This window comes from Modestobacter marinus, assembly GCF_011758655.1.
Classification (GTDB): domain Bacteria; phylum Actinomycetota; class Actinomycetes; order Mycobacteriales; family Geodermatophilaceae; genus Modestobacter; species Modestobacter marinus.
Window position 1 is genome coordinate 245,892 of the sequence record NZ_JAAMPA010000003.1, and the last position, 12,619, is coordinate 258,510.

General features: G+C 72.2%; 12 protein-coding genes. 9 read left to right on the top strand and 3 right to left on the bottom strand.

Annotation, left to right across the window (positions count from 1 at the left end; translation table 11 throughout):
• Nucleotides 1–58 precede the first annotated feature (58 nt).
• The 4 genes from FB380_RS22150 to FB380_RS22165 all read left to right on the top strand — a co-directional run bounded on the left by FB380_RS22150 (nt 59) and on the right by FB380_RS22165 (nt 4,026).
• Nucleotides 59–709, top strand: coding sequence for an ATP-dependent Clp protease proteolytic subunit (locus FB380_RS22150; protein WP_373286332.1), 651 nt, complete (start codon nt 59–61; stop codon nt 707–709).
• A gap of 2 nt (nt 710–711) precedes the next feature.
• Nucleotides 712–1,344, top strand: a complete 633-nt coding sequence (locus FB380_RS22155; RefSeq protein WP_166757507.1) for an ATP-dependent Clp protease proteolytic subunit — start codon at nt 712–714, stop codon at nt 1,342–1,344.
• Between the two features lie 317 nt (nt 1,345–1,661).
• Complete coding sequence (gene clpX, locus FB380_RS22160; RefSeq protein ID WP_166757508.1) at nt 1,662–2,933, top strand: ATP-dependent Clp protease ATP-binding subunit ClpX; 1,272 nt, start codon at nt 1,662–1,664, stop codon at nt 2,931–2,933.
• Between the two features lie 178 nt (nt 2,934–3,111).
• Nucleotides 3,112–4,026: a DUF559 domain-containing protein gene (locus tag FB380_RS22165; RefSeq protein ID WP_166757509.1), complete on the top strand. Its 915-nt coding sequence runs from the start codon at nt 3,112–3,114 to the stop codon at nt 4,024–4,026.
• Nucleotides 4,027–4,076: 50 nt separating this feature from the next.
• Here the strand turns inward: FB380_RS22165 and valS are convergent, their stop codons facing one another.
• Nucleotides 4,077–6,665, bottom strand: a complete 2,589-nt coding sequence (gene valS, locus FB380_RS22170) for a valine--tRNA ligase (protein ID WP_166757510.1) — start codon at nt 6,663–6,665, stop codon at nt 4,077–4,079.
• Between the two features lie 19 nt (nt 6,666–6,684).
• On the opposite strand from valS, the gene FB380_RS22175 reads away from it, so the two are divergent.
• Entirely contained in the window at nt 6,685–8,082 is a 1,398-nt protein-coding gene (locus FB380_RS22175; RefSeq protein WP_166757511.1) for a bifunctional folylpolyglutamate synthase/dihydrofolate synthase, read from the top strand.
• Complete coding sequence (locus FB380_RS22180; RefSeq protein ID WP_166757512.1) at nt 8,079–8,468, top strand: DUF4233 domain-containing protein; 390 nt, start codon at nt 8,079–8,081, stop codon at nt 8,466–8,468. The genes FB380_RS22175 and FB380_RS22180 overlap by 4 nt, the downstream gene beginning before the upstream one ends.
• An 8-nt stretch (nt 8,469–8,476) precedes the next feature.
• On the opposite strand, the gene FB380_RS22185 is transcribed toward FB380_RS22180, so the two are convergent.
• Entirely contained in the window at nt 8,477–9,010 is a 534-nt protein-coding gene (locus FB380_RS22185) for a Clp protease N-terminal domain-containing protein (protein WP_166757513.1), read from the bottom strand.
• 1 nt (nt 9,011) lies between these two features.
• A complete protein-coding gene (locus tag FB380_RS22190) occupies nt 9,012–9,233 on the bottom strand; it encodes a helix-turn-helix domain-containing protein (protein WP_166757514.1) in 222 nt (73 codons plus the stop codon).
• Nucleotides 9,234–9,305: 72 nt separating this feature from the next.
• On the opposite strand from FB380_RS22190, the gene ndk reads away from it, so the two are divergent.
• The 3 genes from ndk (at nt 9,306) to FB380_RS22205 (ending at nt 12,534) form a co-directional block, all read left to right on the top strand.
• Nucleotides 9,306–9,725: a nucleoside-diphosphate kinase gene (gene ndk, locus FB380_RS22195; RefSeq protein WP_036336704.1), complete on the top strand. Its 420-nt coding sequence runs from the start codon at nt 9,306–9,308 to the stop codon at nt 9,723–9,725.
• A 116-nt stretch (nt 9,726–9,841) separates the two neighbouring features.
• Nucleotides 9,842–11,767, top strand: coding sequence for a TIGR03960 family B12-binding radical SAM protein (locus FB380_RS22200; RefSeq protein ID WP_166757516.1), 1,926 nt, complete (start codon nt 9,842–9,844; stop codon nt 11,765–11,767).
• Nucleotides 11,767–12,534, top strand: a complete 768-nt coding sequence (locus FB380_RS22205) for a TIGR03936 family radical SAM-associated protein (protein WP_166757517.1) — start codon at nt 11,767–11,769, stop codon at nt 12,532–12,534. Before FB380_RS22200 ends, FB380_RS22205 begins: the two co-directional genes overlap by 1 nt.
• The last annotated feature ends 85 nt before the right edge of the window (nt 12,535–12,619 follow it).

A 12,619-nucleotide genomic window follows, 5' to 3' on the forward strand; every position in this document is an offset into this window, starting at 1 on the left:
CGGCCAACCCGTTCCACGAGACCGACTGCACCGCAGTCCTACGGAGGTCACCGCACCCGTGAGCAACTCAGACCTGATCACCGCCAGCGCGCCGCTGATGCGCGCCGGCGGCTCGATGATGAACCTCAACGACTCGGTCTACGAGCGCCTGCTGCGTGAGCGGATCATCTTCCTCGGCAGCCAGGTCGACGACGTCATCGCCAACCAGCTCGCCGCGCAGATGCTGCTGCTGTCCGCAGAGGACCCCAAGCGCGACATCCACCTCTACATCAACTCGCCCGGCGGCTCCGTCACCGCCGGCATGGCGATCTTCGACACGATGCAGTTCATCGACTGCGACGTCGCCACCTACGCGATGGGCCTGGCCGCCTCGATGGGCCAGTTCCTGCTCACCGCCGGCACCAAGGGCAAGCGCTACTCGCTGCCCCACACGCGGATCCTGATGCACCAGCCCTCGGCCGGCGTCGGCGGCACCGCCTCCGACATCGCCATCCAGGCCGAGCTGTTCCGCAACACCAAGGCCCAGCTCAACGAGCTGCAGGCGCAGTTCACCGGGCAGACGGTCGAGCAGATCGAGAAGGACTCCGACCGCGACCGCTGGTTCACCGCGCAGGAAGCCCTCGAGTACGGCTTCGTCGACCACGTGGTGACCCGCGCGGAGACCATGACCTCGACCGACAACCCGGTCACCGACGGACCGGAGAAGTGACCATGAGCAGCAGCTTCGAGATGCCCTCCAGCCGGTACATCCTGCCCTCCTTCGTGGAGCGCACGAGCTACGGCATGAAGGAGTCGAACCCGTACAACAAGCTCTTCGAGGAGCGCATCATCTTCCTCGGGGTGCAGGTCGACGACGCGTCGGCCAACGACGTCATGGCGCAGCTGATCACGCTGGAGTCCAACGACCCCGACCGTGACATCACCATGTACATCAACAGCCCCGGTGGCTCGTTCACCGCGCTGACGGCCATCTACGACACGATGATGTTCGTCCGGCCCGACATCCAGACCGTCTGCATGGGCCAGGCCGCCTCCGCGGCCGCCGTCCTGCTGGCCGCCGGGACGAAGGGCAAGCGCCTGGCGCTGCCGTACTCCCGGGTGCTGATCCACCAGCCCTCCGGTGAGGCCGGCGGTCAGGTCACCGACCTGGAGATCCACGCCCGCGAGATCGAGCGGGTGCGCACCCAGATGGAGAGCATCCTGGCCCGGCACACCGGGCAGACGCAGGAGCAGGTCCGCAAGGACATCGACCGGGACAAGATCCTCACGGCCGAGGAGGCCATGGAGTACGGGATCGTCGACCAGGTCATCCAGAGCCGCAAGCTCAACGCCCTGCCGGCCTGATCTGCTGATCGGACGGGCCGAGAGCGCGCGTGTCGCGCTCTCGGCCCGTACCGTTCTCCCATCCCGCCTCCCGGCGGCTGCCTGACTCCGCCGGGTCGTGGGGGAGGGCCGGGACGGGTGTTACGGGCCGGGCGACCCGGGTGAGTTCCTGCCCGGGAACGTCGGAGCAGCCGGGTAGGTTCGGCGAACGCCCGATCCCCGGTCGACGACCGCAGGGGCACCGGACGCCAGCGCGAAGGGCGTCGACGAGGGCATGACACAGCACGTACCAACGGGACCGCGGCAGCGCCGTCCCATTCGAGGTGGAGGTCAGCCAGGTGGCACGTATCGGTGAGAGCGGCGACCTGCTCAAGTGCTCGTTCTGCGGGAAGAGCCAGAAGCAGGTCAAGAAGCTCATCGCTGGCCCCGGGGTCTACATCTGCGACGAGTGCATCGACCTCTGCAACGAGATCATCGAGGAAGAGCTCTCGGAGTCCTCGGACCTCAAGTTCGACGAGCTGCCCAAGCCCAAGGAGATCCACGACTTCCTCGAGCAGTACGTCATCGGCCAGGACCAGGCCAAGCGCACGCTCGCCGTCGCCGTCTACAACCACTACAAGCGGGTGCAGGCCGGCGGTGACCGCGCTCGCGACGAGGGCGTCGAGCTCGCCAAGTCCAACATCCTGCTGATGGGCCCGACCGGGTGTGGCAAGACCCACCTGGCGCAGACCCTCGCCCGGATGCTGAACGTCCCCTTCGCCATCGCCGACGCCACGGCGCTGACCGAGGCTGGCTACGTCGGCGAGGACGTCGAGAACATCCTGCTCAAGCTGATCCAGGCGGCCGACTACGACGTCAAGCGCGCCGAGACCGGGATCATCTACATCGACGAGGTCGACAAGATCGCCCGCAAAAGCGAGAACCCGTCGATCACCCGCGACGTCTCCGGTGAGGGCGTGCAGCAGGCGCTGCTGAAGATCCTCGAGGGCACGACCGCGTCGGTGCCCCCGCAGGGTGGCCGCAAGCACCCGCACCAGGAGTTCATCCAGATCGACACCACCAACGTGCTGTTCATCGTCGGTGGCGCCTTCGCCGGGCTGGACCAGGTAATCGAGGCCCGCACCGGCAAGCAGGGCATCGGCTTCGGCGCCGAGGTCCGCGGCAAGGCCGAGATCGAGGAGGCCAACGCCTTCGCCCAGGTCATGCCCGAGGACCTGCTGAAGTTCGGCATGATCCCCGAGTTCATCGGCCGGCTGCCGGTGATCACCAGCGTGCAGAAGCTCGACCGCACCGCGCTGATGAACATCCTCACCGAGCCGAAGAACGCCCTGGTGCGCCAGTACCGGCGGCTGTTCGAGCTGGACGGGGTGGAGCTGGAGTTCACCGACGACGCGCTCGAGTCGATCGCCGACCAGGCCATCCTGCGGGGCACCGGTGCCCGCGGGCTGCGGGCGATCATGGAGGAGGTGCTCCAGTCGGTGATGTACGACATCCCCAGCCGCGAGGACGTCGCCACCGTCGTCATCACCCGCGAGGTCGTGCTGGAGCACGTGAACCCGACGATCGTCCCCCGCAAGCCCGCCCGCGCCCCCCGCGAGAAGTCCGCCTAGGCCACCGGGTCACCCGACAGCCCGTTCCCCTTCCGGGGGAGCGGGCCGTCGCCGTTCCCAGCAGGAAGAGCGTGCGGGAACTGCTGCTCAGGGCGGTCCGGGCTGGCACTCCGCGCCCGCTGTAGGCCCCCTCCACAGGTGGCACCTGTGGGTGGTCGGGGGCGGGCAGGCTTGCGCCGTGCGACCTGATCCCGATGCCGTCGTCGGACCCACCGGGTGGACGACCTGGGCGCAGCTGACCCGGCAGCTCAGCCCGACGACCGTGCGGGCCTGGGTGGCCACCGGGCGGCTCGTCCAGCTCGGCCCGGCCCGCTACGCGACCCCGGCAGCGGCCGGGCGGTGGCGCACCAGGGTGGCCGCAGCGCTGCACGAGAGGGACGCGGTCGCCAGCCACACCACCGCGCTGGCGCTGTGGGGACTGCTGGCACCGCCGGCCGGCCCAGTGCACGTCACCGTCCACACCGGCGCCAGCGGCCGGGGGTCGGCGGCGGTGGTCCGCCACCGGGGGCTGGACGTGGACTGGCACCGCCGGAGGGCCGACGGGCTGCCGGTGACCTCGGTCGAGCGTTCGCTGGTCGACGCCTGGGCGTGCCCGGCCGGGGTCGACCGGGAGGACCTCCGAGGTGCGGCGATCACCGCCGTCCGGAACCGGCTGTGCACGGCATCCGCGGTCGCGGACGAGCTCGTCCTGCGGCCACGCCTGCCTGGTCGCCGCGAGCTGGTCGAGCTGGTGCAGCTGCTCGCCGACGGCTGCCAGAGCGAGCTGGAGATCTGGGGCTGCCTCCGGGTGCTGCGCGGGCCAGGCATGCCCCGCTTCGTTCAGCAACGCCCGCTCGTCCTGGCTGGGAAGCGGGTCTTCCTGGACGTCGCCTACGAGGAGGTGCTGCTGGCGGTCGAGCTGGACGGCGCCGCGTGGCACGGCTCTCGGGAGCAGCGGGAGCGTGACATCCGCCGGGATGCGCTGGCCGCGACACTCGGGTGGCAGACGCTCCGGTTCGGCCACCGCCGGCTCACCGGATCACCCGACGAGTGCCGCCGCCTCATCTGCGCCACCCACGACGCGCGCCGCCGGTTGTTCGACGGTGGGCGCTGAGTGACAGGTCCTGGGTGCGGGACCGGCACTCAGCGCCCACCGTTCGGCGGTCAGCTCTCGGTGGGGGTCTCGGCCAGGACGACGTCGACGTGGAGCGGGCCCTCGCCGGCCACCACGGTCAGTTCCGCGATCCGGCCGGCGTCCACCAGGTCACCCCGGGCGGCCTCGACCGCGGCCTTCCGCGCCTCGGGGACGGTCACCGTCGTCGTCGCGACGTCGGTGCGCATCGAGGTCTTCGCGTCGGACTTCGCCTTGCGGACCAGCGACAGCACCTCGGCCGCCGCCGTCACCACCGCCGGGTCGCCGCCGGTCGGCAGCTCGGTGGCGGTGGGCCACAGGGCGCGGTGCACCGAGCCGGTCTGCCACCAGGACCAGACCTCCTCGGTCACGAACGGCAGCACCGGGGCGAGCAGCCGCAGCTGCACCGACAGCGCCAGCGCCAGCGTCGCCTGCGCGGACGCGGCCTCGGGGCCGGTGCCGTACGCCCGGGTCTTCACCAGCTCCACGTAGTCGTCGCAGAACGACCAGAAGAACGACTCGGTGACCTCGAGCGCCCGGGTGTAGTTGTAGGCCTCCATCGCCGCGGTCGCCTCGTCGACGACCTGGGCCAGCGACGCGAGCAGCCCGCGGTCGATCGGCTCGGTGACCGCCTCGGCGGTCAGGTCGGGGGAGGCGCCCAGCCCGAGCACGAACTTGCCGATGTTGAGCACCTTCATCGCCAGCCGCCGGCCGACCTTCATCTGCGCCTCGTCGAACGGGCTGTCCGCCCCCGGCCGGGCGCCGGCGGCGCGCCAGCGCACCGCGTCGGTGCCGTAGCGCTCCAGCACGTCGATCGGGGTCGTCGCGTTGCCCTTGGACTTCGACATCTTCTTGCGGTCGGGGTCGACGACGAAGCCCGAGATGGTCGCGTGCGTGAACGGCACCGAACCGTGCTCGAAGTGCGCCCGGACGACGGTGGAGAACAGCCAGGTGCGGATGATGTCGTGCGCCTGGGGCCGCTGGTCCATCGGGAAGACGTGCGCGAACAGCTCCGGGTCGGTCTCCCAGCCGGAGGCGACCTGCGGCGACAGCGAGGAGGTGGCCCAGGTGTCCATCACGTCGGGGTCGGCCATGAACCCGCCGGGCACCCCGCGCTGGTCGGCGGTGAAGCCCTCGGGGACGTCGGAGGACGGGTCGACCGGCAGTGCGGACTCCGGCGCCAGGATCGGCGAGGTGTAGTCGGGCTCGCCCTCGGCGTCGAGTGAGTACCAGACCGGGAACGGGACGCCGAAGAACCGCTGCCGGCTGATCAGCCAGTCGCCGTTGAGCCCCTCGACCCAGTTGTCGTAGCGGTGCCGCATGTGCTCGGGCACCCACTGGATCTCCCGGCCGCGGGCCAGCAGGGCGTCCCGCAGGTCGCCGTCCCGGCCGCCGTTGCGGATGTACCACTGGCGGGTGGTGACGATCTCCAGCGGGCGCTCGCCCTTCTCGAAGAACTTCACCGGGTGGGTGATCGGCTTCGGGTCACCGACCAGGTCACCGGACTCGCGGAGCAGCTCGACGATCCGCTGCTGGGCGGAGAACGAGGTCTTGCCGGCCAGCTCGCCGTACACGTCGGCGGGGACGCCGGCCGGGGCGTCGGCGACGAAGCGGCCGTCCCAGCCGATCACGGCCCGGGTCGGCAGCTGCAGCTCCCGCCACCAAGTGACGTCGTTGAGGTCGCCGAAGGTGCAGATCATCGCGATGCCCGAGCCCTTGTCCGGCTCGGCCAGCCGGTGCGCGACGACCGGGACCTCGACCCCGAACAGGGGAGTGCGGACGGTCTTCCCGAACAGCGGCTGGTACCGCTCGTCGTCCGGGTGGGCGACCAGGGCGACGCACGCGGGCAGCAGCTCGGGGCGGGTGGTCTCGATGAAGACCGGGCCGTCGGCACCGTGGAAGCCGATGCGGTGGTAGGCGCCCGGCCGCTCCCGGTCCTCCAGCTCGGCCTGGGCGACCGCGGTGCGGAAGGTGACGTCCCAGAGGGTCGGCGCCTCTTGGGCGTAGGCCTCACCACGGGCCAGGTTGTGCAGGAACATCTTCTGCGCGGTGGCCCGGGAGGACTCCGAGATCGTCCGGTAGACGTTGGACCAGTCGACCGACAGCCCGACCCGGCGCCACAGCTCCTCGAAGGCGGCCTCGTCGACCGCGGTGAGCCGCTCACAGAGCTCGACGAAGTTGCGCCGGGAGATCGGCAGCTGGTCCTTGCCCGGCTTCTCCGGCGGGGTGAACGACTCGTCGTAGGGCAGCGAGGGGTCGCAGCGCACGCCGTAGTAGTTCTGCACCCGGCGCTCGGTCGGCAGGCCGTTGTCGTCCCAGCCCATCGGGTAGAAGACGTGCTTGCCGCGCATCCGGTGGTAGCGGGCGACGATGTCGGTGTGCGTGTAGCTGAACACGTGGCCGACGTGCAGCGAGCCGCTCGCGGTGGGCGGCGGGGTGTCGATCGCGTAGGTCTGCGCGCGGGGGGCGGCCAGCGCGGCGTCCCGGTCGAAGGCGTAGGTGTCGTCCTCGGCCCAGCGGGCGACCCACTTGGTCTCCAGCCCGTCGATGGAGGGCTTGTCGGGTACACCGACGGCGGTCCCCGGGGGAGTGCTGTCCAGGGGGCGGGTGTCAGCGACCATGACTGGCATCCTAAGAGCGATGAGCACCTCACTTCCCCGTGACCTGGCCCGGGTCGAGCAGGCGCTCCTGGCGCGGTGGCCGGAGAACCGGCTCGAGCCGTCGCTGACCCGCATCTCCGCCCTGGTCGACCTGCTGGGCTCCCCGCACCGGGCGATGCCCGTCGTCCAGGTCACCGGCACCAACGGCAAGACCACGACCGCGCGCATGATCGACGAGCTGCTGCGCGGCTTCGGCCTGCGGGTGGGCCGGTTCACCAGCCCGCACCTGGAGTCGATGCGCGAGCGGATCGTGCTCGACGGCGAGCCGCTGCCGGCCGAGCGCTTCGTCGAGGTCTACGACGACATCGCGCCCTACGTGCAGATGGTCGACGCGGGCAGCGACGTCCCGATGTCCTTCTTCGAGGTGACGGTGGCGATGGCCTACGCCGCCTTCGCCGAGGCACCGGTCGACGTCGCCGTCATCGAGGTCGGCATGGGCGGCACCTGGGACGCGACCAACGTCGCCGACGCCCGGGTCGCCGTCGTCACCCCGGTCTCGCTGGACCACGCCGAGTACCTCGGGCCGGACGTCGCCACGATCGCCACCGAGAAGGCCGGGATCATCAAGCCGACCGCCGAGGACGCCGTGCTGCCCGACGGGCGCCCGGACGGCGGCGTCGTCGCGGTGCTCGCCCACCAGCCGGCCGGTGCGCTGGAGGCGCTGGTGCGGCGGGCGATCGAGGTCGACGCGACCGTGGCCCGGGAGGGCACCGAGTTCGGCGTGCTCGAGCGCCGGGTCGCCGTCGGCGGGCAGCAGGTGCGCCTGCAGGGCCTGGGCGGCGAGTACGACGAGGTGTTCCTGCCGCTGTTCGGCGCGCACCAGGCGCAGAACGCCGCCGTGGCGCTGGCCGCGGTGGAGGCGTTCCTGGGCGCGGGGTCGGCCACCGGCCCGGTCGCCCAGGACGTCGTCCGGGAGTCCTTCGCCGCGGTCCGCTCGCCCGGCCGGCTGGAGCGGGTGCGCACCTCCCCGGCGGTGCTGGTCGACGCCGCGCACAACCCGGCCGGCATGGCGGCCACCGTCGAGGCGGTCCGGGAGTCCTTCGACTTCACCCGGCTGGTCGGCGTCGTCGGCTGCGTCCAGGGCAAGGACGTCCCCGGCATGCTCGCCGAGCTGGAGGGCCTGTGCGCCGAGCTGGTGGTCACCCAGAACAGCTCGCCGCGGGCCATCCCGGCCGACGAGCTGGGGGCCCTGGCGGTCGACGTCTTCGGTGCCGACCGGGTCAGCGTGCACCCGCTGCTCACCGACGCGCTGGAGTCGGCGATGGAGCTGGCCGAGGCCGGCCCGGACGACGCACTCGGCGGGTCCGGCGTGCTGGTCACCGGCAGCGTGATCACCGCGGGGGAGGCCCGGGCCCTGCTGTCCGGCACGCAGCGGTGACCGCACCCGACCCGGTGCGCGCCGGCAAGGCCCTCGGCGGGGCCGCCGCGGCGATCCTGTTCCTGGAGGGGATCGCCGTCCTCTTCGTGCCGCGGGGCATCGCCCAGACCGACGACGGGCTGACCGGCACCCGGCTGACCGTGCTGCTCGTGCTGGCGGCGCTGCTGATCCTGGCCAGCGGGGTGCAGCGCCGTCCGCAGGGTCTGGTCATCGGCACGGCGCTGCAGGTCCCGCTGCTGCTCACCGGGCTGCTCAGCGGGGCGATGTGGCTGGTCGGCGGCCTGTTCGTGGCGATCTGGCTCTACCTGCTGCAGGTCCGCAAGGAGCTGCTCGGCTCGCAGTTCGGCCCGCCGCCGGCCGCACCCCCGCCACCGCCCGCGGGCTGACCGGCGCGCTAGGCCGCCGAGGCGTCGCCGAGCTGCCCGCGCAGGCGGTCGGCGTCGGTGCCCAGCTGCCGGAGCAGCCGGGTCACCAGCGGGTCGTCGACCGCGAGCAGCCCGGCCAGCACGGCACCGCTGTCGATCGCCCGGGCCCGGCGGCGCGCCCTGGACCGCAGCACGTGCCGCAGCGACTCCTCGAGCGCGCGCTTGCTGCCGTCGGCGAACGGGATGTGCCCCGCCGGGCTGCCGCTGCGGTCGAGCGCGCCCGGCCCGAAGGCCGCCTCCGCAGCTGCTCGCACCCGGTCGAGGTCGATGCCCACGGCGGCGAGGGCATCGGCGTCCAGGTCGCCGCCGGAGCGTGCCATCGCCGACCGGACCGACGCGTGGTCGGCGCCCACGGCCCGCAGCACGGTGCCACCGCGGCCGGGGTCCTCGGACAGCGCGAGCAGCAGGTGCACCGGTTCGATCTGCTCGGCCCGATGCTCCCGGGCCTCTTCCTGGGCCATGACGACGACCCGCCGGGCCTCGTCGGTGAAGCGCTCGAACACGTCAACGGTCCCTTCTCGAGGTGGCGTGCTTCTTGTGGACCGCCTGCCGGCTGACGCCGAGGGCGTCGGCGATCTGCTGCCACGACCAGCCGCGGGCCCGGGCCGAGGAGACCTGGAGGGCCTCGAGGCGGTCGGCCAGGTCGCGCAGGGCCCGGATGGCGCGCAGCCCGGTGTCCGGGTCGTCGGCCGCGGCGGCGGTGGTGACGTCGGTGGGGGAGGCCATGTCGTCAACATAGGTTGACGGGTCCCACCTGTCAACCGAAGTTGACTGATGGGGTCCCGTACGCTCCCGGCCGTGTCTGCACCCACTGCTGAGCGTTCGCTGGTCCTGGTCAAGCCCGACGGCGTGGCCCGCGGCCTGGTCGGCCAGGTCATCGCCCGCCTCGAGGCCAAGGGCCTGCGCCTGGTCGCCGCCGAGCTGCGCACCCTGACCACCGAGGTCGCCGAGGAGCACTACGGCGAGCACCGCGAGCGGCCGTTCTTCGGCTCGCTGGTCGAGTTCATCACCGGGGGGCCGCTGCTGGCCCTCGTGGTCGAGGGACCGCGGGCCATCGAGGCGTTCCGCGCGCTGGCCGGCGCCACCGACCCGGTGAAGGCCGCTCCCGGCACCATCCGCGGCGACTTCGCCCTCGAGGTGCAGGCCAACATCGTGCACGGCTCCGACTCGCCCGAGTCGGCCGCCCGGGAGATCGCGCTCTTCTTCCCCGCTCTCTGACGAAGGCCCCCCCTCGCCTCCCCTCGCTCGCGAGCTCGCGACGGGCCCCGGCGAGGGGGCCGGGGGGCGAAGTCACGACCTCGGCCCCCGGGGGCAGCGGCTACCCTGGGCGGGTCATGACTGTCGATTCTCTGTACCCCCGCCTCGAGCCGCTCCTCGCCCAGGTGCAGAAGCCCATCCAGTACGTCGGTGGCGAGCTCAACGCCCAGGTGAAGCCGTGGGACGACGTCGCCGTCCACTGGGCGCTGATGTACCCCGACGCGTACGAGGTCGGGCTGCCCAACCAGGGCCTCATGATCCTGTACGAGGTGCTCAACGAGCGCCCGGACGCCCTGGCCGAGCGCACCTACGCCGTCTGGCCCGACCTGGCCGGGCTGATGCGCGAGCACGGCGTCGGCCAGTTCACCGTCGACGCCCACCGCCCGGTGCGGGAGTTCGACCTGCTCGGCGTCAGCTTCGCCACCGAGCTGGGCTACACCAACCTGCTCGAGGCCCTCGACCTCGCCGGCGTCCCGCTGCACGCGGTCGACCGCGACGAGAGCCACCCGGTGGTCGTCGCCGGCGGGCACGCCGCCTTCAACCCCGAGCCGGTCAGCGACTTCGTCGACTGCGCGGTGCTCGGCGACGGCGAGCAGGTCGTCGGCGACATGACCGACGTCGTCGCCGCCTGGAAGGAACAGGGCCGCCCCGGCGGCCGCGTGGAGCTGCTGGCCCGGCTCGCCCGGGTCGACGGCGTCTACGTCCCCCGCTTCTACGCCGTCACCTACGGCGCCGACGGCACGATCGCCGAGGTGCTCCGCACCCGGGACGACGTCCCGGCCCGGGTCGGCAAGCGCACCGTGATGGACCTCGACGAGTGGCCCTACCCGAAGCAGCCGCTGGTCCCGCTGGCCGAGAGCGTGCACGAGCGGATGAGCGTGGAGATCTTCCGCGGCTGCACCCGGGGCTGCCGGTTCTGCCAGGCCGGGATGATCACCCGCCCGGTCCGCGAGCGGACGATCACCGGGATCGGCTCGATGGTCGACGCCGGGCTCAAGGCCACCGGCTACGAGGAGGTGGGCCTGCTCTCGCTGAGCAGCGCCGACCACTCGGAGATCGGCCAGCTGGCCAAGGAGCTCGCCGACCGGTACGAGGGCACCAACACCGGGCTGAGCCTGCCGAGCACCCGGGTCGACGCCTTCAACGTGACCCTGGCCAACGAGCTGTCCCGCAACGGCCGCCGCTCCGGGCTGACCTTCGCCCCCGAGGGCGGCAGCGAGCGGATCCGCCGGGTGATCAACAAGACCGTGTCCAAGGAGGACCTGGTCCGCACGGTCACCACGGCCTACGCCAACGGCTGGCGCCAGGTGAAGCTCTACTTCATGTGCGGTCTGCCGACCGAGACCGATGAGGACGTGCTGGAGATCGCCGAGCTGGCGGTCGAGGTCATCCGCGCCGGCCGCGAGGCCAGCGGCAGCAAGGACATCCGCTGCACCGTCTCCATCGGTGGCTTCGTGCCCAAGCCGCACACCCCCTTCCAGTGGGCGTCCCAGGCCAGCGCCGAGACCATCGACCACCGGCTCAAGGTGCTGCGCGAGGCGATCAACGCCGACCGCCGGATCGGCCGCTCGATCGGCCTGCGCTACCACGACGGCAAGCCCGGGGTGATCGAGGGCCTGCTGTCCCGCGGCGACCGCCGGGTCGGCCGGGTCATCGAGCGGGTCTGGCGCGACGGTGGGCACTTCGACGGCTGGAGCGAGCACTTCTCCTACGACCGGTGGCAGACGGCCGCCGCCGAGGAGCTCGCCGCGTTCGGGCTCGACCTCGACTGGTTCACCACCCGGGAGCGCACCGAGCACGAGGTGCTGCCCTGGGACCACCTGGACTCCGGGCTGGACAAGGAGTGGCTCTGGGACGACTGGCAGGACGCGATCAGCGAGGACGAGGTCGGCGACTGCCGCTGGACCGGCTGCTACGACTGCGGTGTCTGCCCGACCATGGGTACCGACATCCAGATCGGGCCCACCGGGCGCAGCCTGCTGCCGCTGACCGTGGTCCGGTAGTGGCCCGCACCCCCGACGGCCCACCGCCGCCGCCCACCGTGCAGAAGCTGCGGCTGCGCTACACCAAGCGCGGCCCGCTGCGCTTCGCCTCCCACCGCGACCTCGCCCGGGCCCTGGAGCGGGCGCTGCGCCGCGCCCAGGTGCCGATGGCGTTCTCCGCCGGCTTCAGCCCGCACCCGAAGATCTCCTACATGGGCGCAGCGCCGACCGGCGCGGCGTCGGAGGCGGAGTACTTCGAGATCGGGCTGTCCGCCCGGCGCGACCCGGAGCAGGTGCGGGCCGCGCTGGACGCCTCGCTGCCGCCGGGCATCGACGTCCTCGAGTGCGTCGAGGCCGTCGAGGGCAGCGGCTCGCTGGCCGACCGGCTGGACGCCACCCGGTGGCGGATCGACCTCCCCGGCGTGGCCGCCGACGAGCTGTCGAGCGCGGTGCAGGCCTTCCTCGCCGAGGAGGTCGTGCTGGTCTCGAAGCGGACCAAGAACGGCACCAAGGACGTCGACGCGCGGGCCGCCGTCGTCTCCGCTGCGGTCACCGTTGAGGCAGGTTGTGCCATACTGCTCGTGGTCGTACGGCAGCTCACGCCGACCGTTCGACCGGATGACGTGATGGCCGCTCTGGCTGCCGTCGCCGACCTGCACCCGCCGTTGCCCGCCCGGGCCGTGCGTGAGGCGCAGGGCCGGCTCGACGACAGCGGTGACGTCGCCGATCCGCTGGGGCCCGACCGCGTGGCCAGTTCCCGCTGCCAGGGGGAGCCGGCTCAGGTCTGACCCGGTGGACCCGGATGCGCCGGGCGTCGCCTGCGACACGTCTGCCAGCCGTGGCGCTGCACCACCCGAACTCGGCACCACCTGA

What these genes read in the sequence shown, in the direction of transcription:
- FB380_RS22155 (WP_166757507.1), top strand. Translation starts at nt 712, where the DNA reads ATGAGCAGCAGCTTCGAGATGCCCTCCAGCCGGTACATCCTGCCCTCC.
- valS (WP_166757510.1), bottom strand. Translation starts at nt 6,665, where the DNA reads ATGGTCGCTGACACCCGCCCCCTGGACAGCACTCCCCCGGGGACCGCC.
- FB380_RS22175 (WP_166757511.1), top strand. Translation starts at nt 6,685, where the DNA reads ATGAGCACCTCACTTCCCCGTGACCTGGCCCGGGTCGAGCAGGCGCTC.
- FB380_RS22190 (WP_166757514.1), bottom strand. Translation starts at nt 9,233, where the DNA reads ATGGCCTCCCCCACCGACGTCACCACCGCCGCCGCGGCCGACGACCCG.
- FB380_RS22200 (WP_166757516.1), top strand. Translation starts at nt 9,842, where the DNA reads ATGACTGTCGATTCTCTGTACCCCCGCCTCGAGCCGCTCCTCGCCCAG.